At 73.4% G+C, this 19,680-nt stretch carries 15 protein-coding genes and 1 pseudogene; 7 read left to right on the top strand and 9 right to left on the bottom strand.

Annotated features, from left to right (window positions below; translation table 11 throughout):
- Nucleotides 1–31 precede the first annotated feature (31 nt).
- Nucleotides 32–1,600: a hypothetical protein gene (locus tag ASD48_RS39575; protein WP_057606738.1), complete on the top strand. Its 1,569-nt coding sequence runs from the start codon at nt 32–34 to the stop codon at nt 1,598–1,600.
- On the opposite strand, the gene ASD48_RS39580 is transcribed toward ASD48_RS39575, so the two are convergent.
- The 5 genes and pseudogenes from ASD48_RS39580 to ASD48_RS45880 all read right to left on the bottom strand — a co-directional run.
- Nucleotides 1,593–4,412: a DUF5682 family protein gene (locus ASD48_RS39580; protein ID WP_057606739.1), complete on the bottom strand. Its 2,820-nt coding sequence runs from the start codon at nt 4,410–4,412 to the stop codon at nt 1,593–1,595. The genes ASD48_RS39575 and ASD48_RS39580 overlap by 8 nt on opposite strands.
- Nucleotides 4,409–5,533 (bottom strand): AAA family ATPase, encoded by a 1,125-nt coding sequence (locus tag ASD48_RS39585; RefSeq protein ID WP_057606740.1) that lies wholly within the window; start codon nt 5,531–5,533, stop codon nt 4,409–4,411. Before ASD48_RS39585 ends, ASD48_RS39580 begins: the two co-directional genes overlap by 4 nt.
- A gap of 43 nt (nt 5,534–5,576) precedes the next feature.
- The gene (locus tag ASD48_RS39590; RefSeq protein WP_199876184.1) at nt 5,577–7,001 is read right to left on the bottom strand and encodes a VWA domain-containing protein; all 1,425 of its coding nucleotides are present in this window, start codon (nt 6,999–7,001) and stop codon (nt 5,577–5,579) included.
- A gap of 8 nt (nt 7,002–7,009) precedes the next feature.
- Nucleotides 7,010–8,350, bottom strand: a complete 1,341-nt coding sequence (locus ASD48_RS39595; RefSeq protein ID WP_057606806.1) for a hypothetical protein — start codon at nt 8,348–8,350, stop codon at nt 7,010–7,012.
- Between the two features lie 96 nt (nt 8,351–8,446).
- Nucleotides 8,447–8,944: pseudogene (locus tag ASD48_RS45880) on the bottom strand (hypothetical protein); the annotation flags it as partial.
- A 297-nt stretch (nt 8,945–9,241) separates the two neighbouring features.
- Here ASD48_RS45880 and ASD48_RS39600 point away from each other — a divergent pair.
- Complete coding sequence (locus ASD48_RS39600; RefSeq protein WP_057606742.1) at nt 9,242–11,497, top strand: XRE family transcriptional regulator; 2,256 nt, start codon at nt 9,242–9,244, stop codon at nt 11,495–11,497.
- A gap of 315 nt (nt 11,498–11,812) precedes the next feature.
- The gene (locus tag ASD48_RS39605; RefSeq protein ID WP_057606743.1) at nt 11,813–12,784 is read left to right on the top strand and encodes a helix-turn-helix domain-containing protein; all 972 of its coding nucleotides are present in this window, start codon (nt 11,813–11,815) and stop codon (nt 12,782–12,784) included.
- A 36-nt stretch (nt 12,785–12,820) separates the two neighbouring features.
- On the opposite strand, the gene ASD48_RS39610 is transcribed toward ASD48_RS39605, so the two are convergent.
- The 3 genes from ASD48_RS39610 to ASD48_RS39620 form a co-directional block, all read right to left on the bottom strand.
- A complete protein-coding gene (locus ASD48_RS39610; protein WP_057606744.1) occupies nt 12,821–13,174 on the bottom strand; it encodes a hypothetical protein in 354 nt (117 codons plus the stop codon).
- A gap of 108 nt (nt 13,175–13,282) precedes the next feature.
- Nucleotides 13,283–13,891, bottom strand: a complete 609-nt coding sequence (locus ASD48_RS39615) for a flavin reductase family protein (RefSeq protein WP_057606745.1) — start codon at nt 13,889–13,891, stop codon at nt 13,283–13,285.
- Nucleotides 13,892–14,011: 120 nt separating this feature from the next.
- On the bottom strand, nt 14,012–14,812 hold the full coding sequence (locus ASD48_RS39620; RefSeq protein WP_063887549.1) for an anti-sigma factor antagonist: 801 nt from the start codon (nt 14,810–14,812) through the stop codon (nt 14,012–14,014).
- A 125-nt stretch (nt 14,813–14,937) separates the two neighbouring features.
- Between ASD48_RS39620 and ASD48_RS39625 the strand changes: the two genes are divergently transcribed.
- The 3 genes from ASD48_RS39625 to ASD48_RS39635 all read left to right on the top strand — a co-directional run bounded on the left by ASD48_RS39625 (nt 14,938) and on the right by ASD48_RS39635 (nt 18,667).
- Nucleotides 14,938–15,285, top strand: coding sequence for a helix-turn-helix domain-containing protein (locus ASD48_RS39625; RefSeq protein WP_057606746.1), 348 nt, complete (start codon nt 14,938–14,940; stop codon nt 15,283–15,285).
- A gap of 240 nt (nt 15,286–15,525) precedes the next feature.
- Entirely contained in the window at nt 15,526–17,292 is a 1,767-nt protein-coding gene (locus tag ASD48_RS46275; protein WP_057606747.1) for an NlpC/P60 family protein, read from the top strand.
- A gap of 181 nt (nt 17,293–17,473) precedes the next feature.
- Nucleotides 17,474–18,667, top strand: a complete 1,194-nt coding sequence (locus ASD48_RS39635; protein WP_057606748.1) for a cytochrome P450 — start codon at nt 17,474–17,476, stop codon at nt 18,665–18,667.
- A 12-nt stretch (nt 18,668–18,679) separates the two neighbouring features.
- On the opposite strand, the gene ASD48_RS44975 is transcribed toward ASD48_RS39635, so the two are convergent.
- A complete protein-coding gene (locus ASD48_RS44975) occupies nt 18,680–18,853 on the bottom strand; it encodes a hypothetical protein (protein ID WP_171401266.1) in 174 nt (57 codons plus the stop codon).
- Between the two features lie 191 nt (nt 18,854–19,044).
- Here ASD48_RS44975 and ASD48_RS39640 point away from each other — a divergent pair, with 191 nt between their 5' ends.
- Nucleotides 19,045–19,680, top strand: coding sequence for a class I SAM-dependent methyltransferase (locus ASD48_RS39640; protein ID WP_199876188.1), 636 nt, complete (start codon nt 19,045–19,047; stop codon nt 19,678–19,680).

Raw genomic sequence — 19,680 nt, forward strand, 5'->3', positions numbered from 1 at the left:
GGCCCGATCGTGACCTGGGGGGATCCGACGCATGCCGACACCCGAGCAGATCTGGGAGGACGCCGATCACGCCACCCGGCGCCTGGCCGGAGTCGCCCTGAACCCGTCGGCTCCGCAGGACGTCCTGCTGCACCTGCTGGCGAAGGCGCCGCTCGCCGTACGGATGGTGCTGTGCCGGGACCGGGTGCTGCCCGAGGCGGTCGTCGACGCCGTCGTCGAACATCCCGACCACCGCACCCGTAGCTTCTTCGCCCGCAATCCGCACGCCGACCCGGCCCAGCGGGTGCGGCTGGTGGACGATCCCCACTGGTTCGTCCGCGCCCACCTCGCCGAGGCCCCCCGGGTGACCGCCCCCGCCGAGCCCCGGCCGCTGCCCGACGACGCCGTCGTCCACATGATGAACACCTACGACCCGGAGCACCTGGGCGGAACCTTCTACCGGCAGTTCTCCCTCGCGCTGCGCCGCTCCATGGCGACACATCCGGACGCGAAGGTCCGCGCCTGGGGAGTCGGCATGTGGGGGTGGCACGACACGGAGATCCGGGCCGCGCTGCTGAGCGACCCCGACGACGAGGTGCGCAGGCGGGCACAGGACCTGCTGCGCCACGAGGATCCGGTGTGGGTGGAGAGCGTGCTGCCCGACCGGTCCTGCCACGCCCGCACCGACGCGTTGCTCCACGACGCCCTCAGCAGGGCCGTCGTGGAGAGCGTCCTCACCGCTCCGGCCGGCCCCGAGGACCGACGGATGATCGCGGGCAACCCCAGCATCCCTCCCGACGTCGTGGTCCTGCTGGCCGCCGATCCGGACGCGGAGGTCCGGTGGCACATCGCGCGCCGCGCGGACCTCGGTTCCGTCGAGCGCCGCGCGCTGGTCACGGATCCCGACCCCGAGGTACGCCGGACGGTCGCCCGCCACCCGGACCTCGACCACGACGAGCTCCGGATCCTCGCGGCCGATCCCGATCCGAGCGTGCGGCTGTCCGTGTCCCTCCACCCCACCTGGACGGAGGAGGAGCGAGCCGCGATCGACTACGAGGTCCCCCTGGACGAGCCGTTCTGCCACTACCCCGAGCTGCTGCTCCCCCGGGACCCCGAGGCCGTCCGCCGGGACGCGCTCTCCGGCCACCCGATGCTGCGCCGCAACGCGGCCCGGGAGCGCGCCCTGCCGCCGGACCTCGTGGCCCGGCTGGCCGCCGACGACGACCTCGGCGTCCGCGTGCTGCTCGCCCAGAACCAACCGGACGCCCCGCCGGCCCTCCTGCTGCGCAGCTTCCTGGAGTACACCGGGCCCGAGCGTGCCCACCTCGTCACCCGGCCCCGCTTCCCGACACACGGGCTGGCCGCCCACGCCGACGACGAGGACCCCGCCGTCCGCGCCCTCGCCGCCCGCGACCCCGGGACACCGCCGGCCACCGTGGCACGGCTCGCCCGGGACCCCGAACCCGCCGTCCGGGCGGCGTTCGCCCGTCACCCGAACCTGCCGCCCGCCCTGCTGACGGAGCTCCTCGACGACGAGGAACTCGCCCACCACGCCGCCGCCAACCCGGCCCTGACCGAGGACACCCTCCGTGCCCTGGTGAGGGAGCTGCCGGTCAGCTGACGGCCCGCAGCGCCTCCAACGCCCGCGCGGTCTGCGGATACCGGGCGAGAAGGACCGCTCCGGACGACCCGGCGGCGGGGCTCTCCCACGTCCCGTCGCAGCCCAGCAGAGCCGCCAACGCGTCGCAGGTCGCCGGGTGCGCGGCGAGGAGCGGCAGGCCGCCCGCGGTGCTCGCCGCCGAGTCCACCGGCACGCGTGGGGGTTCCTGCGGGACGCGCCACGGCGGTACCCAGGTGTCCAGCTCGGTGAGCCGGGCGGGGAAAAGCCGGCCCGCCTCGCGGATCAGCGGCGGGGCCTGTTCGGCCCCGTCGGCCCGCAGGGTGCCGATGAGGGTCGGCAGCCAGGGCAGCAGCACCGAGTCCGGAAGCCCCGCGAACGCGTTCGACACGGCCTCGACGACGAAGTCGGCCAGGCCCGGCACCGGTTCCAGGGCGTGCACGAACCCGCTGAGATAGCGGGGATAGGCGGGCACCACCAGCGGGTTCCCGAGCAGCTCCGCACAGCGCTCCCGCAGAGCCGTCCTCGACAGCGTCCCCAGGTGGGTCTGTGCGGCCCACAGCAGTGCGGTCCGGGACGGCTCGGTCGGGTGGGACTGGGCGAGGGCGAGTTCCAGCTGGGTGCGGTCGCAGCCCAGGGACAGCGCCAGACCCTCCATGCCGAACAGGAAACCCAGCATCGCCGCGACCTGGCGGACGGTCGCGTCGTCGTCGGTGAACGCCGTCGGCAGCAGGGTGCAGTAGTGCGCGTAACCCGCCTTGACGAAGGCCTCGATCCAGGGCGGGAGCACCGGCTCGGCGGTCCGGTAGTGGGCCAGCAGCCGGCGCACACGGCGCAGCACCTCCGGCGCGCCGTCGACGCTGCGCTCGCTCGCCAGGACCTCCAGGGCCCGGGTGCCGAGCTCGTCGGCGAGACGGCGGCTGCGCAGGTAGAGCGTGGCGTCCTCGACGGCCTCCAGGACCTGCGCCGCCGTCGCCCGGGGGGCGTACGCGGCGCGCCGCAGCCGCTGTTCGAGAACCTGCTCGATGCTGACACCCTCGTAGCCCAGCTCGATGAGTGCCCGCTGGTGGGTGCCCAGGGCCAGGTCCCAGGACTCCTGGATGGAGTGTTCGCCGAGACGGCGTTCGCCCATGATCGGCCGGGCCGCGCCCTGCGGCAGCAGCCGGCGCAGCATCCACAGCAGGTCGGAGCAGCGCGCCAGTTCCGGCCGCGAGGCGATGTCCAGCAGCGCGCGCTGCACTCCGCGCTGCTGGAGCTTGAGGTCCAGCGGGGCGAGCCGGTCGTGCACGTCGCGGGCCAGCGGCGGCAGCGCGTCGTAGCCGACCTGGCCGACGCGGTCGCCGCCCATCATGATCTCGACCAGCCGGCCCACGTCCCGCCGGCCCGGCACGGCGTCCTTCTCGATGCAGGTGACGGCCGCGTCCTGGAAGTCGTACGGCGTCGGCTTGGCGCGGTCGCGCATTCCGGCCAGCAGGATGGACGTCTCGAAGACGGCGATGGCGTCGGCGGTGGAGGCGAGGTACCCGTGGCGGCGGGCGGCGCGCACGATCTCCACGGACCAGCCGAGCAGTTCGGCCTCGTCCAGGGCGTCGAGGGCGGGCGGCCGCTGGAGGAATCCCGTGAGCCGGTCGGCGGCCGGGCCGGCCGGTCCGGGGGCCGTCGGGGCGAGGGCCTTCCCCGGCCTCGTGCTCTTCCTCGCGCCTGCCTGGCCCTCCAGGCGGAACGGGCGGACGCCGGTGCGCCTGACGTTCTTCGCCCATTCCGTCGCGGCGATGGACACCGAGCCCGCGGCCAGCCCGAACTGCGCTTCGATCGCGCCGTGGCTGGACGGGATCAGACCGTGCCGCCACGTGGTGCCGCTCGGAGGGCTGATGGTGAAGGTGTCGCTGCCGTGCACGCCGAACTCCGCGACACGGCTGGCCGCGTGGAAGGCACCGCAGACGTAGAGGCAGTCGGCGGGGTCGGTGCCGGTGGCGGCCAGGTGCTCGCGCATCCGCGTCCACATGTGGCGCTCGCGGTCCTCGTCGACCCGCATCTTGCGGGGGTCGCCCGGGGCGAGGCGCCGGAAGAGGCTGCCGATCAGCAGCATCACCTGACGGTAGGTGTCGTGATCGCTGTCGCCGAGGGGCAGTTCGACGTACTGGTGCCACCACTCCGACCAGTGCCGTACCCGGCCGTGGCGCAGCAGGTGCTCCTCCAGCTCGGCGAAGCGCGGGCGCAGGTCGCCGATCTCCACGCCGACGGCGTCGCCGTGCAGGGCGGTCTGCTCCGCCGCCTCCGGCGCGTCGGGATCGCCGTCGCCTTCGCCTGCGCCGTCATCTTCGGCGTCGGGTCCGGTCTCCCACTGGAAGACGTGGTCCGAGGAGCGGTCGACGAGGACGAGTTCGACGCCCGGGGTGTCGAGCGCGTAGGCGATGGCCTGGTACTCGGCGGAGGCCTCGGTGACCGGGGCGACCACCGAGAGCGGCGCCCAGTCGGCGGGGAAGCCCTCGATCTCGCTCGCGAAGGACTGGACGGCCACCGGCAGACGGCAGTTGCGCAGCTCGGTGAGCAGGGGGGCCATGTCCTCGCACAGCTCGAGGTAGATGGTCCTCGGCTGCTTCTCGCGCAGCCGGCTGGCCATGGCGATGGCCGAGGCCGGCGAGTGGTGGCAGACGGGGAAGATCTCCAGGGGTTCGCTCACCGCGCGCTCGACGTCGTCGACGATGCCCCGCAGGATGCCCTCCAGCGCCGCGGGACCGTCGGCGAACGTGGTCGCGGCGTCCTGGAGCTGGGTGCGCAGGGCGGTGAACGTGCCCTCGGGGGCCGCGGTCACGACAGGGTCGCGATCGCGTGGCGGCCGCCCTCGAGGAACTCCGGCCAGGAGCCCCCTTCCTCCTTGCTGCGCGGTTCGACGACGCCGTGCAGGTACTTGTTGAGGATGGCGAGGTCCTCCGGTGCGCGCCGGGCCAGGGAACCGACGAGGGAGGAGGCGAGGGTGTGGGCGGTGAGGGCGCGTTCGCCGAAGAAGTTGCTGTGCAGGATGGCGTCCTCGAGGACCCCGATCTGCTCGGCCGTGGACAGGGCGGACTCCAGCTTCTCGTCGTCGCTGCCGGCGGCGGCCGACGAGGCCCGCAGGTCGGCGAAGCTGCGCAGCAGGACGTCCAGCAGGGTCGGCGGGACGTCGAGTTCGATCCGGTGGCGGCGCAGCAGTTCCTCGGTGCGGAAGCGGACGATCTCCGCCTCGCTCTTCTTGTTCGTCACCACGGGGATCCGCACGAAGTTGAAGCGGCGCTTGAGCGCCGAGGAGAGGTCGTTGACGCCCCGGTCCCGGCTGTTGGCGGTGGCGATGACCGAGAAGCCGGGCTTGGCGAACACGATGTTGTCGCTGTCCCGGTCGCTGCCCAGTTCCGGGACCGAGATGTACTTCTCGGAGAGGATCGAGATCAGCGCGTCCTGGACGTCGCTGGTGGAGCGGGTGAGCTCCTCGAAGCGGCCGATCGCGCCGGTCTCCATCGCGGTCATGATCGGCGAGGGGATCATCGACTCGCGTGACTGGCCCTTGGCGATGACCATCGAGACGTTCCACGAGTACTTGATGTGGTCCTCGGTGGTGCCCGCCGTGCCCTGCACGACCAGCGTGGAGTTTCGGGAGATCGCGGCGGACAGCAGCTCGGCCAGCCAGCTCTTACCGGTGCCGGGGTCGCCGATGAGGAGCAGGCCCCGGTCGGAGGCGAGGGTGACGATGGAGCGCTCGACGAAGCTGCGGTCGCCGAACCACTTCGGGGCGATCTCCCGGTCGAGGCCGTCGGCGCGCTCGGAGCCCAGGACGAACAGGCGGACCATCTTCGGGGACAGCCGCCAGGAGAACGGTTTGGGGTTGTCGTCGATCGACTCCAGCCAGTCGAGTTCCTCGGCGTACTTGAGCTCGGCGGGGGCGCGCAGCAGGTCGGTCATCGAGGGCCTTTCCAGGAGGTACGTGTGTCGAGGGACGGGCGGGTCACGTGAGGAACGTCTTGAGTTCGTGGACGAGCTTGTCGATGTGGCCGGAGATCACCGGTGTGCCGAGGGTCTTGAACCGCTCCCGGAACCAGGGGTTGACCTCCTGCCGCCCGGAGCTGGTCACCGATCCGACGGGGATGAACTTGACGCCGGAGCGGTGGACTTCCTCGATGCCCTCGAACAGCGGCTGGGAGCGGTCGAACTCGTAGAAGTCCGAGATCCACACCAGCACGGTGTTCTTGGGCTCGGTGATCTTCGGGCGGGCCATGGCCATGGCCACGGGGCCGTCGTTGCCGCCGCCCAGCTTGGTCCGCAGCAGCACCTCGAACGGCTCGTTCACCCAGGGAGTGAGGTCGATGGCGCGGGTGTCGTACGCGATGAGGTGTACGTCCACCTTCGGCAGCCCGGCGAAGATCGACGCCAGGATGGTGCAGTTGACCATGGAGTCGACCATCGAGCCCGACTGGTCCACGACCACGACGAGCCGCTGCGGGGTCGTCCTGCGGGCGGTGTGGCGGTAGTAGAGGCGGTCGACGTAGAGGCGTTCCTCCTCGGGGCTGTAGTTGGTGAGGTTCTTCCAGATCGTGCGGTCGAGGTCGAGGTTGCGGTACACCCGTTTGGGCGGGACCGAGCGGTCGAGCGCGCCGACCGTTGTCTTCTCCACCTGGGTACGCAGCACTTCGGCGACCTCGTCGACGAAGCGGCGGATCAGCGACTTGGCGTTGGCGAGGGCGACCCCGGAGAGGTTGCCCTTGTCGCGCAGCAACTGCTCGATCAGCGACATGCTCGGGGTGAGCCGCGCGGCGAGCGCGGGGTCGGCGAGCACTTCACGCAGATGCATGCGCCGGACGAGGTCCGCTTCTATGGCGCCGAGTTCCGGGCCGAGACCGGGGACGAGCCCGCCGGTGTCGGGGGTCGTGCCGCGACCGCCGCGCAACTCCCCCGGCCGGCCGCCGAGGGCGCGCTCCAGCCAGCCGGCGTCGCTCTGCCAGCGGGACAGCTGCGCGGCGCCGACAGCCCCCGAACCGGTGGAGAAGACGTTCAGCAGCACCTTGGACACGAGTGCCGCGCGCCGCACCTCCGCCGCACGGTCACGCCCGTCCTCGTCGGCCACAGCCTCGATCTCGGCATCGCCAGCAGGGGCCGGGTCGGAGCCGGAGCGAGGGTCGGGGGCCGGGTCTGAGGCGGGGACGGGCGTGGGGACCATCAACCCGTCGAATTCCGAGGCGAGTTCGGGGTGGCGCTGGACGATCGAGTCGACGGAGGCCTGCGGGTCCAGCAGCGCGGGCGGCAGGCCGATGTCCTCGACGACGGCGAGGCTCGCCGATTCCAGGCCGGCCTGCTCCTCGGGGTCGAAGAGGCGGGCCAGCAGCCGCCAGTAGAGGACCTGACGGCGGTTGTCGTCGGGAAAGGCTTCCGGCATCGGGTCGCTCATTTCCGCAGCAGCCTTCCCGCTCGCTCGCGCAGGACGGTCACGGCGTCGGTCGCCGCCTTCTCGGCCCGGACGCCGTTCTTGTCGGTGGTGCCGCCGGCCCACGCTCCCGCGTGCAGGGCGACGGCCTTCCTGCGCACCGTGGTCTCCACCGCGAGCGGCTGGAGTCGGAAGCCGCCGCCGTCCCAGCGCAGCAGGCCCACGCAGGCACGGGATGCCGCGACGGCCTCGGGCGTGAGCGGGCTCGCGGTCGGGATGCGGTCGGTGTCGACGGGGAGCGCCTGTCCGGCGACGGTGAAGGTGAGCGTGTCGCCGTCCTGTCCGCTGTCGTAGCCCTCCAGGAACACCGGCTCGGCCAGGCGCGCCGGGTGGCGGTCCAGGGGTGCGGTGGGCAGGACGGTGGCTGTCGGCAGGACGACCCGTGCGGTGGCCAGGGCGTCGGCGGGCTCGCCCGCACGGGCCCGGGCGTCGTCCCAGACGAGGTCGCCCTCGTCGGTGAGGGGCATGGCGTCGAGGTCCATCGCCCGGCCCTCGCCGAGGGCGGTGAGCAGCGACAGGTGCGGCCGCAGCAGCTGCCAGACGCCCGCCGCGACGACGGTGTCCGGCTTGGGCACCGAGACGCTCGCACGGACCAGCCGGGGCGCGGTGCCGTCGGCGGGTTCGAACACCGCGTGGACCTGGGCCTGCGCGGCGGTGGCGTGTTCGTGCAGATCGAGGCCGAGTGGCAGCAGACGGCCGGTGGCGGCCGTGACAGCGGGCCGGTCGGCGGCGCCGGGCATGGTCAGCAGCAGGGCGCGGGACCACAGGTCGCCCCAGCGGCGCGCGGGGATCCTGTCCAGGGCCGATCCGGGGCAGGAGGCGGCGAGTTCGGCGGCGAATCCGTCGAGCAGGGTGGCGAGGCGTCGCAGTCCCGGGTCGGGCAGCATCGCGGAGACGATGGGCGCGGCTCCGCCGGCCAGCTCGTGGTCGATGCCCTGCCAGCCGGTGCGGGCCAGGTCCGACAGCCAGGTGCGGGCGGCCGCCGGCAGGTTCGCCGTCGGCCGTGCGGCGGACGCCTCGACCGGCCGCTCCTCGCGTGTGCGGCCGGTCACCTCGTCGACGCCGACCGTGAGGGCGTCGTGCACGGCACCGAACAGGGCGGTGCGGGCGGCCGCGAGGGTGACGAACTGGTCCTCGCTCGCGGCTCCGGCGGCGGCCTTCCCGGCGGCCTCGGCGACCCCGGCGGCCAGTGGGCTGCCGGAGACGGCGCGGGCGAGCACGGCAAGACCGTCCACCTGCTCGGGCCGGGGGCGCAGCAGGCCGGCGACCAGGGTCCGGTCGAAGGCGTCGACCGCCGCCAGGGCCTCCCCGAGTCCCTCGACGGGCGCGGTGAGCGGGCCCGCGTGCTCCCGCGCGGTCGTGTCGCGCTCGTCGCGGGGTGCCTGCGCGGCGTCCGTCGACCGGGTCGGCGGGAACCACTGGAGTTCCGGGACGGGGGCGGTGACCGCGGGCAGATCCAGGTAGGCCAGGTGGCGCAGGAACCGGCTGAAGACGGGTGCGGCGGCCGACTTGCCGTCCGCCTGGGGTGGGTGGGTGCCGGTCATCGCGGCGGTGAGGGCGGCGGCGTCGGGCTCGGCGCCCGTGGGCTCGACGCGCAGGTAGCGGGCGACGCGGACGGCGCCGTACTGGAGCACGGCCTCGGTGACCAGCGCACGGATGTGGTTGCAGAACGAGCCCCGCGCGCCGCCGCAGGGTCGGTTGTTGTTGGTGCTGCACGCGAAGGCGTAGGTGCCGGCGGCCACCGACGAGACGTACACCCGCTCGATGTCCGAGCCGCTGGAGACGACGCCCTGGAGGCGTCCGTCGGCCAGTTCGACGAAGGGGACCTTGGCGAGCTTGCGGGGCCGTGCGGGCGGCACCACCCGGGCCGTACTCGAATTCTCCCAGTCGGACAACGCACCAGCTCCTTTGCGGCACAGGGCTCCGCACGCCGAATCGGCGCAGCACAGGGGGGTTGTCGCGCCGGATCGGTGCGACAACGACGAACTTACCGGCGGCCACTGACAACGCCGTCCGCGTCTGCGGGAGGACGGCGGGACGGCCGTGCGTGACCGCGGCGGGACCCCGTCCGTATGGCGGTCGTCGCGGGCCCGGGCGGCGCGGCTCTTCTAGAATTCCGGTGATCATGCCCGGGGGGCGACGGCGGGGGCATGTCGGTGCGGATGAGTACGGATGGGCACGAAGGGGCGGGGTTGAGCGGGGAGCAGGCGGCGTTCGGAGCGCTGCTGCGGGAGTTTCGGCTGGCCGCGTCGCAGACCATCGAGGGCCTGGCGGAGGCGTCGGGCGTGAGCGTGCGGGGCATCGGGGACCTGGAGCGCGGGCGGCGGGCCGCTCCGCAGCGGCGGACGGTCGCCGCGCTCGCGGACGGCTTGGGCCTGGCCGAGGCGCCGCGGGAGCGGCTGCTCACGGCCGCGCGGGCCGGACGCGACGGGGGCTACCGTCCGGTGGGGGTGCGGGCGTTCCCGCGCGGCGTCGACGACTTCGTCGGCCGGGAGGGCGAGTTGGCGCGGCTGGCGGCGCTCGCGGAGCGCGAAACGGTCGGCCAGCCGGTGGTGGTGGCGGTGTCCGGGCCGCCGGGCACGGGCAAGACGACGCTGGCGCTGCACGCGGCCCGCGGTCTCGCCGACCGGTTTCCGCACGGTCAGCTGGTCCTGGATCTGCGCGGCACGGACGACGATCCGCCCGGTCCCGCCGAACTGGTGCTGCGGGTGCTGAAGGCCCTTCAGGTGTCCGACCGGGACCTCTCCCAGGCCGGACCGCAGGGCCACCCGGATTTGTACCGGCGGTTGTTGGCGGAGCGGCGCTGCCTGCTGGTCCTGGACAACGCGCGCGACGAGGGACAGGTGCGTCCGCTGCTGCCGGCCGCGGGGGCGGGCATGGTGCTGGTGACGAGCCGTCGCATGCTGACCGGGCTGGACAGCGTGCACCGGCTGCCGCTCGGCGAACTGGCGCCCGGGGCGGCCGCCGAGCTTCTGACCTCCCTCGTCGGAGCCGATCGGGCGGACGCCGATCCGGCCGCCCTGCGAGCGGTCGCCGAGCGCTGTGGACACCTGCCGCTCGCTCTGCGGGTGGCGGGCAACTGGCTGGCCACCCGCACCGGTTGGAGCGTTCGCCGACTGGCGGACCGTCTCGCCGTCGAGGAGCGGCGGCTGGACGCGCTGGCCGCCGGGGACGTACGGGTGGCCGCCGCCTTCGACCTGTCCTACCGGCAGCTGACTCCCGCGGCCGCCCGGCTGTTCCGGCGTCTGGCGCTGGTCCCCGGCCAGGACACGGCGGCACCCGGCGCCGCGCGGCTCACGGGTCAGCCGGTGTTCGACGCCGAGGACACCCTGGAGGAGCTGGTCGAGACCGGGCTGCTGGGAACGGACGGGGACCGCTACCGCCTGCACGACCTGCTGCGGCTGTACGCCCGCACCTGTCTGGAGGCCGAGGAGAGCCCGCGGGACGTGGACCGGGCACGCGCGGAGCTCTTCCGCTGGCTGCTGGAGACCGCGGTCGTCGCGGGCCGCTGGTTCGAGCCGGGCCACGGGGCTCCGCCGCCCACCTGGCGGGGAACGGTCGACCTGTCGACCGCGGGCCTGGCCCGCGCCTGGCTCCAGGCGGAGGGAGACAACTGGCTGGCCGCTCTGCGCGCGGCCGAGGCCACCGGTGCGCACGCGACCGTGGTGGAGGTGGCCGAGGCCCTGCACTGGTTCTCCGACCAGTGGATCTTCTGGGGACACTGGCCCGAGGTGTTCGGCACGGCCGCCCGCTGCGCGCGGGCCCTGGGCGATCCTGCGCTGGAAGCCACCCAGCTCAACTACCACGCCTGGGCGCTCCTCGTGTGCGAGCGCCGTCACCGGGACAGTCTGCTGCGCTCCGCCGAGGCCCTGGCCGCCGCGGAGCGGGCGGGCGACGCGGGCCAGCAGGCCTGGGCCCACATGTACCAGGGCTGGGCGCTGCAGCAGATCGACGACCTCGGTCCCGCCGCCGACCACATGCAGCGCGCCGCCCATCTCTTCGAAACCGTCGGTGACCTGCACGGTGGCCTGCAGGCCCGGCACGGGCGTGCCATCGTCCTGGCGAAACAGGGTCTGACCGAGGAGGCGCACGCGTTCTACCGGGACACGCTCGCCCTGCTGGAACAGGTCAGCGACCGGCTGGAACCGCACATCGCCGACATCACCCGGGTCGGGCTGCACGCGGGCCTGGGCAGCTGCTTCGGCGTGCTGGAGCGCTGGCCGGAGGCCGTGGACCAGCTGACCACCGCCGTCGCGATCTGCCGGGCCAGCGGCAACACCGCCCTGGAGAGCCGTCAGCTGGTCCACCTCGGCAACGCGCTGCTGTCCGCCGGACAGCAGGCGCAGGCACGCGCGGCCTTCGCGCGCTGTGTCTCCCTGGGTGTCCATGCCGACCCACGGCCGGTCGCCGAGGCCCGCGAGCTCCTCGCCCGTCTCGACGCGCCCTGAACCAGCGCCCCGCCCCCGTCCCCGGTCCGCCGCGACACGGGGACGGGGGCGGGGGCGGGGGCGACGCACGCCGTCGACGGGCGAGGCCTCTCGCCGCGCCGCCCATCCTGCCGCCGCGGGCTCCCCGTGTCTTGTCCCGGAGCGCACCGCGCTGTTCTCTGCGCGCACCGGGACGGCCGCACCGACGCACGCGGTTTCTGCCTGCTTCCTGCCTGGAGCCCGCCGGGAACCACTGGTTGGCTGGTGACAGCGGGGAGGACGGACCGCCGTCCGCGCCCTCCCCGCCCGTTTCGCACAGGTGGAGAGGAGAGCCAGGTGGCCCTGGTGCTGACGACCGCTGCGGTTCCCGACGGGGAGCGGCTCGCGTACTGGCGGGACGCGCTGGGCGCGGCGCTGGTGCCGACGGCCGTCACCGCGCGGCACGACGGCCCGTTCGAGGGCCTGGTCTCCTCCGAGCGGCTGGGATACCTGCGCCTCGCCACGGTCGAGGCCGACGCGCAGCGCCTGAGCCGCACTGCGGCACACCTCACCGACACGGGCCCGGCCGTCGCCTGTGTGGCGGTCGGGGTCCAGACGGCGGGTACGGCGACCCTGATCCAGGACGGCCGGCGGGCCTTCGCGGGCGAGGGCGACCTCATGGTCTACGACACGGGCCGGCCGTACTCCCTGGACTTCCCGGGGCGCTTCACCACCCATGTCGTCCACCTGCCGCGGCGGGCGCTCGGTCTGCCGGAGGAGGACCTGCGCCGGGTCACCGGGACCGCGATCGACGGGACGACGGGCTTCGGCGCCCTGCTGGTGAACTTCCTGACCTCGCTGACCGCCTCGGTCCCGCCCTGTGCCCCGGCCGTCGCCACCAGGCTGGCCACGGGCGTCGTCGACCTCTTCGCCACCCTGGTCGAGGAGCGGACCCAGGACCACCCGACGCCGGACGGGAACCCGGGAGAGCATCTCGTCCTGCGGGTCCGCGACCACATCGACCGCCACCTCGGGGATCCGGGCCTGTCCCCGCAGACCGTCGCGGCGGCGCACCACATCTCCGTGCGCTATCTGCACCGGCTGTTCGAGGGCGAGGGCATCACGGTGGCCCGGCTGATCCAGCGGCGTCGTCTGGAGAGGTGCGCCCGGGAGCTGCACCGGCCCGACGCGACGGCTCCGGTCTCGGCGGTCGCCCAGCGCTGGGGTTTCGCCAACCCGGCCCACTTCAGCCGGGTGTTCCGCGCCGCCTACGGGCGTTCCCCGCGTGAGTGGCGCGGGGCGCGGGACGAACTGCTGCCGACCGGCTGAGCGGCCGTCCTCGCGCACGATCGGGAACGGCTCACCTCACCTCGGGGCACGGCTGCGGCCGGTCGTCCACGTGTACAGCAGCGCCGTCCCGGCGACCGTGGCCGCCGCCGTGCCGATGGCGCACAGGCCGCCGCGGGAGCGCCAGGACAGTACCGAGCCGGTCGAGCGGGCGGACAGCACCGAACCCGCGCTCAGCCAGGAGCCCGCGGAGACGAAGGACACGGCGGAGCCCACCGAACCCACGGACAGGAAACTGCCGACCGAGGCGACGGACAGGGAGCTGCCCACGGAGCCGATGGAGAGGAACGAGTCGACGGAGCCGATCGACAGCGCCGAGTTCTTCGACCACAGCGAACGCCAGGACCCTTCGGCGCCGGCACTCTTGATCACGGCCCTTGTCACGGCTCTTGTCAGGCCCCGCGCCGCGGATCTCGTCGCGGATCTCGTCCCGGATCTCGTGCTGGATCTGGTCATGCTTCGATCATAGGAGCGGACGGCTCAGGAGGGCGGCCAGTCGCGGTAGGCGATACGGGCCCGGTCGTGGATCTCACCGACGGTGCCCCACTCGTTGCGGCCCAGCCGGGACAGGGGCCGCAGCAGCCGGATGTCGGGATGCCCGTCGACCACGACGTCCTCGTGCACGGCCGCGTGCACGACCTCGCCGAGGACCAGTGTGGAGTTGCCGATGCCGAGCGTGGAGTGCAGCCGGCACTCCAGAGCCACCGGAGAGGCGGCCACGCGGGGCGGCTTCACCCGCAGCGAGGGCTCCCGCTCGATGCCCACCGCGTCGAACTCGCCCTCGTGCGCGGGGAAGTCGGTGCCGGTGGCGTTGATCTGCCCGAAGAGCGGCTCGGACGCGAAGTTGACCACGAACTCGCCGGTGGCCTCGACGTTGCGCAGCGAGTCCTTGCGCCCGACGGAGGTGAACTGGACGATCGGCGGGTCGGTACAGGCGACGGTGAAAAAGGAGTGCGGGGCGAGGTTGGCGGTCGTGCCGTCCGCCGCCAAGGTCGACACCCAGGCGATCGGCCGGGGTACGACGACGGCGGTGAGCAGCCGGTAGAAGGCTCCCGCGCCCAGGGATCCGGGATCGTAGTCAACGCGCATGTCGGCCAGTTCTACCCGACCCGCCCCCCGCAAGCGGAATCGGGCCGTCGGTCCGCCTGCTGCCGCGGGCACCGGCGTGCCCGCGAGGCACGGCCGGCCCGCCCGGCTCGCGTCGTCCGGTCAGGCCGGGGCGGCCTCCGACCTGACCTGGGCCACCGCCGCGGCCACCTGCTCCTGTACGGCGTCCGCGGGCGGTTCGCCCCGTACGGCGGCGACCAGGTCGCGGGCGAGGTGGTACAGCTTCGTGTTGGTGTTCTGGGAGGCAAGGACCAGGACCCGCCAGGCCTCCTCGACGCTCAGTCCGAAGGACGCCATGAGGATGCCGCGGGCCAGGTCGATCACCGGCCGGGTCTGCATGGCGCGCCGCAGCTGGACGACCTCGATGCGCAGGTCCTCCAGGGCCTCGGCGTCCAGGGTGCTGTCCTCCGGGGCGCCGGTGCCCGGAACTGCGGCCCGCGCGTCGCCACGGCCCGCCGCCCCCGCGCGGGCCCCGTCGCCGGACCCGGCGGGGCAGGGGGTCTGGCCGGGGACGTCGAACAGCATCCGGGTGCCGGTGAGGGTCAGCAGCCGCTCGACCGCGGGGCCGACCGTGCGCAGGGTGACCGTCTTCCCCTGCTTCAGGCCCTGCTCGTGCAGGCCGATCAGTACGTTCAGTGCGGAGCAGTCGCAGAACTCGACGCCGCCGAGTTCCAGGTCCACGCCGCCCACCGCGGCACCGAGCGCCGCGCGCAGGGTGTGTGCCAGCTGCTCGGCCGAGTCGAGGTCGAGTTCGCCCCGCACCGCCACGACGACACGGTCGCCCTCGGGACGGACACCGATCCTGGGCTCGGGGCCCCGGCGAACGGGACGCGCGCCGTTCGTCTCCGCGCCGACACAGGCCTCGCCGCCTCCGGTGTTCGCGTCAGGAGCTGGTTCCGACATGACCGCCTCCCCGGTCAGTCCACTGGTCACCTCCAGATTCGCCCACCGCCCGTCACACGTCAACAGATACACGAAATAAAGTTCCGGCCTTTGAATACGTGAATGTCCAGCCGTACAATCGCCCCATGGACGGAGTGCCCGAGTCACACAGCGGATGGACGTTTCTCACCAACCACGCCCGCGTGCTGGCGGCCATCGCCGACAACCACAGCGCCCGCATCCGGGACCTCGCCGCGCACTGCCGGCTCACCGAACGCGCGGTCCAGAAAATCATCGCGGACCTGGAACAGGACGGCTATCTGTCCCACACGAGGGAAGGACGGGGCAACACCTACCGGGTCGAGCCCGGCAAGGTGCTGCGCCACCCCGCCGAGGCGGGGCTGAGCGTGGCGGCCCTGCTCTCCGTGCTGGCCCAGGACGACGCGGGCCGCGTCCGGTCCCCGGAGCCCGAGGCGGCCGACCCCCGTTCGTGACCGGTCCGCGACGGTCCGTGCAGCGAGCAAACCTCTTGGCGGCCACGAGAGACGAAGGTCACGAATACGTATCGGACATTTGGCTCTTCAATCTTCACGCCAGCCACACAAGTTGGCTAAGTTGACGCCCAGGCCGTACGACTGCCCGTCAGGGCAGGGGGCTTGGGGGCACCTGGCAACAAGGGTCGCCCGGATTCCGCCGCCGAACGGCAGGCGGAGGACGGAAGGAGTACGTCTTCCATGGCGACGGATCGCAGCCCGCGCTCCCCAGGCGGCAACACCGACGAGCCGAGTCGGGCGGAGATCCAGCAGCGGGTCAACTCGCTCTACGACCGGGCCGAGAGCGACACCGGCAGCTACAACATCACGCGCGCCCAGTCGAGCAGGACCCGCGGGAGGGTGACGTCCGTCGCCAACAGCGGGCGCGGGTCGACGGATCCGTCGCTAGAAGCGGTGGCCAAGCAGTGGTTCGACGTGGCCCGCGGCAGGGTCGGCCCGGTGACGCCCGCCGTACTGCCGGCCGACCGCCGGCCCGCCCCTCCGGCCCGCGCCGCGCGCCCGGCGAGCGCCCCGGAGCGGCCCGCCGAGAGCCCCGTCGTACGGGAGTTGGAAGCGGCCACCCGGCGCGTCCCGGAACTGACCGCGCGCCCCGCCGCCGCCCTCCCCGCGGCACCCGAGCCGCGCCAGGAGCCCAGGGCCCTGCTGCCCGCCGTGCCCGCTCAGGCCGACGCCCCCGCCCAGGCCGACGCCGCCTCCGCTCCCACGGACCGGCAGGCCTCGCTCAAGAACACCAAGGAGCAGATCGGGCGCAAGCTCGCCACGGCCCGGGAGGTGCTGGCGCGGGCACTCGCCCAGCCCATGCCGTCCCTGCCCGCCCCCGCCGCCGCCATCGCACCCGCCCTGCCCTCCTCCGCGCCGGACACGTCGTCCCTGCCCACGTCCGTGCTGCCCACGACCGGGACGCAGCCGTCCGAGGCGCAGCCGGTGCAGCAGCCCTGGGACACCGCGGAGCAGCAGGCGTTCCGCGCGGAGATCACCGCCGCGTGGGCGGGACGGCCCGCCGCCACTCCCGGCACGGCGGCACCGATCGGCACGGACGCGCCTCTCCCGACCGGTGAACCCGCATTCGCCGCACCGATGCCGGGCTTCACGACACCCGAAACCGCCTTCCCCGTGCCCGCGCCCGCCCCCATGCCGGACTACCCGGCCTCGGAACTCGGCTTCACCACACCGCCGTTCGGCTATCCGGTGTCCGAACTCGACCTGCCCGCCACAGGGTCGGGCTTCATGGCTTCCGGTACTGCCGCCCCGGCCGCGCCCGCGTCCGGCTACCCGACGCCGGAACTCGCCTTCACCACACCGCCGTCGGACTTCGCGGCGGCCGGACTTCCGCTCTCCGTACCGCCGTCGGACTTCGCGGCGGCCGGACTTCCGCTCTCCGTACCGCCGTCGGACTTCGCGGCAGCCGGTCTCGCGCCCTCCACGCCCATGCCGAGCTACCAGGCCCCCACCGCTGACGTACTGACCGCCGGTGCCGGTCATCCGGCCTCGGCCGGTCTCGCGGCCCCCGCCGCTCCGCTCCCCGAAGCCCTCCCCCCGGCGGCCGCCCCCGCCGATGTCACGGTCACCACCACCGGGACGGCATACCTGCGCAAGGCGGACAAGGCTCTCGCCTTCGCCCGGGCACAGATCGGCCGACCGTGCCTGTGGGGGGCGACGGGCCCCGAGTCCTACGACTGCTCCAGCCTCACGCAGGCCGCGTGGCGGGCCGCCGGGGTGACGCTGCCGCGCTCCGCAATCGACCAGGCGAAGGCCTTCACGCGGATCAGCCTGGCCGAACTCCGGCCCGGTGACCTCGTCTTCTTCTTCGACGACCTCAGCCACACCGGCCTGTGCACGGGCAACGGCATGATGATCCACGCCCCGGGTCCGGGCACGTTCATCCGCGAGGAGGCGATCCTGCCGTTCGGGGAGGGCGCTCTGCGCGGCGCCGTCCGACCCGCCTGAGGTCCGGCCGGCCCGGCCCGGCGAGAGGGGCGTGCGCCCGCCTGCGCCTGCCTTCCGGTCCGGCTCCGCTGATGCCTGTCCGTCGCCGACCGTCCGGCGGTGCGTGCGTGGCCGGTAATGGGGCATCGCCGGGACGGCCGGCGCGGCGACACTGGCGTCCGGTGCGACGAACGGGGACCCGATGGGGGACGCGCGGGAGAGTGTGCGCAAGGTCGAGCGGGAGCACGAGCCCGGCCGGCCGGGCTGCCCGGTGGCCCGTGGCGCGGACGGCACGTGGGAGGTCCGTGGCTACGCGGCCGCCCGTGAGGTGCTGCGCGCCACGGACACGGTGCAGGCCGGCCTCGGCATCGAGACCGTGGAGAAGCTGCCGGCGCGCGTCCGCCGTCCCGTGCTCTACCAGGACGGTCCCGGACACCGTGAACAGCGGCGGCAGACCGCCCGCTTCTTCACCCCCCGGCGGGTGGACGAGCACTACCGCGAGCTGATGACCCGGGTCGCCGAGGAACAGACGGCCGCGCTCCGGGCCGCCGGTACGGCGCAGCTGTCCGATCTGAGCTTCACCATGGCGATCGAGGTGGTGGGCGACATCATCGGGCTCACCCACAGCCGCCCGGGACTCAAATCCAGGCTGGAGCGCTTCTTTCCCGAGGAGTTCGGGCAGCCGGGGCTGACCAGCCTGCGGGGTCTTTACTGGCTGCTGCGCCAGAACACGAACTGGCTGCGCATCCATCTCGCCGACGTCCGCCCGGCGATCCGCGCGCACCGCAGGCGGGAGCGGGACGACCTGATCTCCCATCTGCTCGCCGAGGGATGCTCGGGCGCGGAGATACTCGGCGAGTGCCTGACGTACGCGGCGGCGGGCATGGTCACCACGCGTGAGTTCATCTGCGTCGCCGCCTGGCACCTGTTCGACGACCCGGAGCTGCTCGGCCGGTACCGCGCGGCCGGGGAGCCGGAGCGGCTGGATCTGCTCCGGGAGATCCTTCGTCTCGAACCGGCCGTGGGGCGCCTGGCCCGCCGGACCACCGCGCCGATGCGGGTCGGTGAGGCGTCGATCGGAGCCGGTGAGCTGCTCACCGTCCTCGTCGACGAGGCCAACGCGGACCCGGATGCCGTGGGCCGCGACCCGGATCTGCTGCGGCCGGGGCGGCTGCGGGACCTGGGACCGGGCCCGGCGGGGCTCGCCTTCGGTGACGGCCCCCACCGCTGTCCGGGCGCCGCGGTCGCCGTCCTGGAGGCGGACGTCCTGCTCAGCAGGCTCTTCGCGCTGGACGGTCTGAGGATGACCGGCCGGCCGCGGGTGTCGTTCAAGGACGAGATCGGCGGCTACGAGATCCGGGAACTGACGGTGACCGTACCGAGGTCGGCGGAGTGAGCCGCTCCGCCCTCAGCGCATCGCGGAGTTCGGGCGCGCCTGCGCCCGCCTGGCGTTGTTGTAGGCGCGCAGGAGGTGTTTCGAGACGGCACAGGGCGACATGTCGAAGTGGCACTGGCGGCAGGTGCGTACGTGCTCCTCATAGGCGGTACGGGACTCTTGCAGAGCGTCCTCAAGCGAGGGCATGGGGGTCCTCCGAACGAAGCGACGGTTACCCGGGGGCTTGACTACTCACCAGTAGGGCCCGCGTCCAGAGGATTGGACCATGTTACTTACGGTAGTGGAAAATGCGATTCCGGCCGTTTTCCGGAACGCGAGGTCCTCACCGGTGCACCATGGCGGCGCGGGACTCACACACCACCACGAAGGGAACCGGCTTGGTCGGCGAGGACGGCGGGCAGCGTGCGGCGCGGGTGTTCGACGCGCTGGGGCCCGTGTACGAGAAGGCGTTCGCGCACTCGGAGGCGCACCGCAGATCCCTGGAGTGGCTGCTGGGGCGGCTCGCCCCGGGCGGCCGGGTGCTGGACGTCGGCAGCGGGACGGGGCGGCCGACGGCCGAGACCCTCGCCCGGGCGGGCCACCACGTGCTCGGCGTCGACGTCTCCCCCGTCATGGTGGAGCTGGCCGCCCGGCAGGTGCCCGAGGCCGAGTTCCGATGCCTCGACGTGCGTGAACTTCCCCTGGAAGAAAGCTCGTTGGACGCCGTGTGCGTGTACTTCTCGCTGCTTCAGCTGGACCGGGCGCAGCAGTCCGAACTGATCGGCCGACTGGCCCGGGCGCTCCGCCCGGGAGGCAGTCTCGCGCTCGCCACCGTGCCGCTGGACGTGGCGGGTGTCGACGCCGTGTTCATGGGGCAGCCCGTACGGGTGACCAGCTTCGCCGGCGAGGCCCTCGTCGACGTCGTCACCGGCGCCGGTCTGACCGTACTGGCCGAGGAGAACGTGCTGTTCACCCCCGACCATCCCGAGGCCGTGCCGGAACCCCACCTCTTCCTCCACTGCGGCCGGGAGTAG

Source organism: Streptomyces sp. Root1310 (assembly GCF_001426425.1).
Taxonomy (GTDB): domain Bacteria; phylum Actinomycetota; class Actinomycetes; order Streptomycetales; family Streptomycetaceae; genus Streptomyces.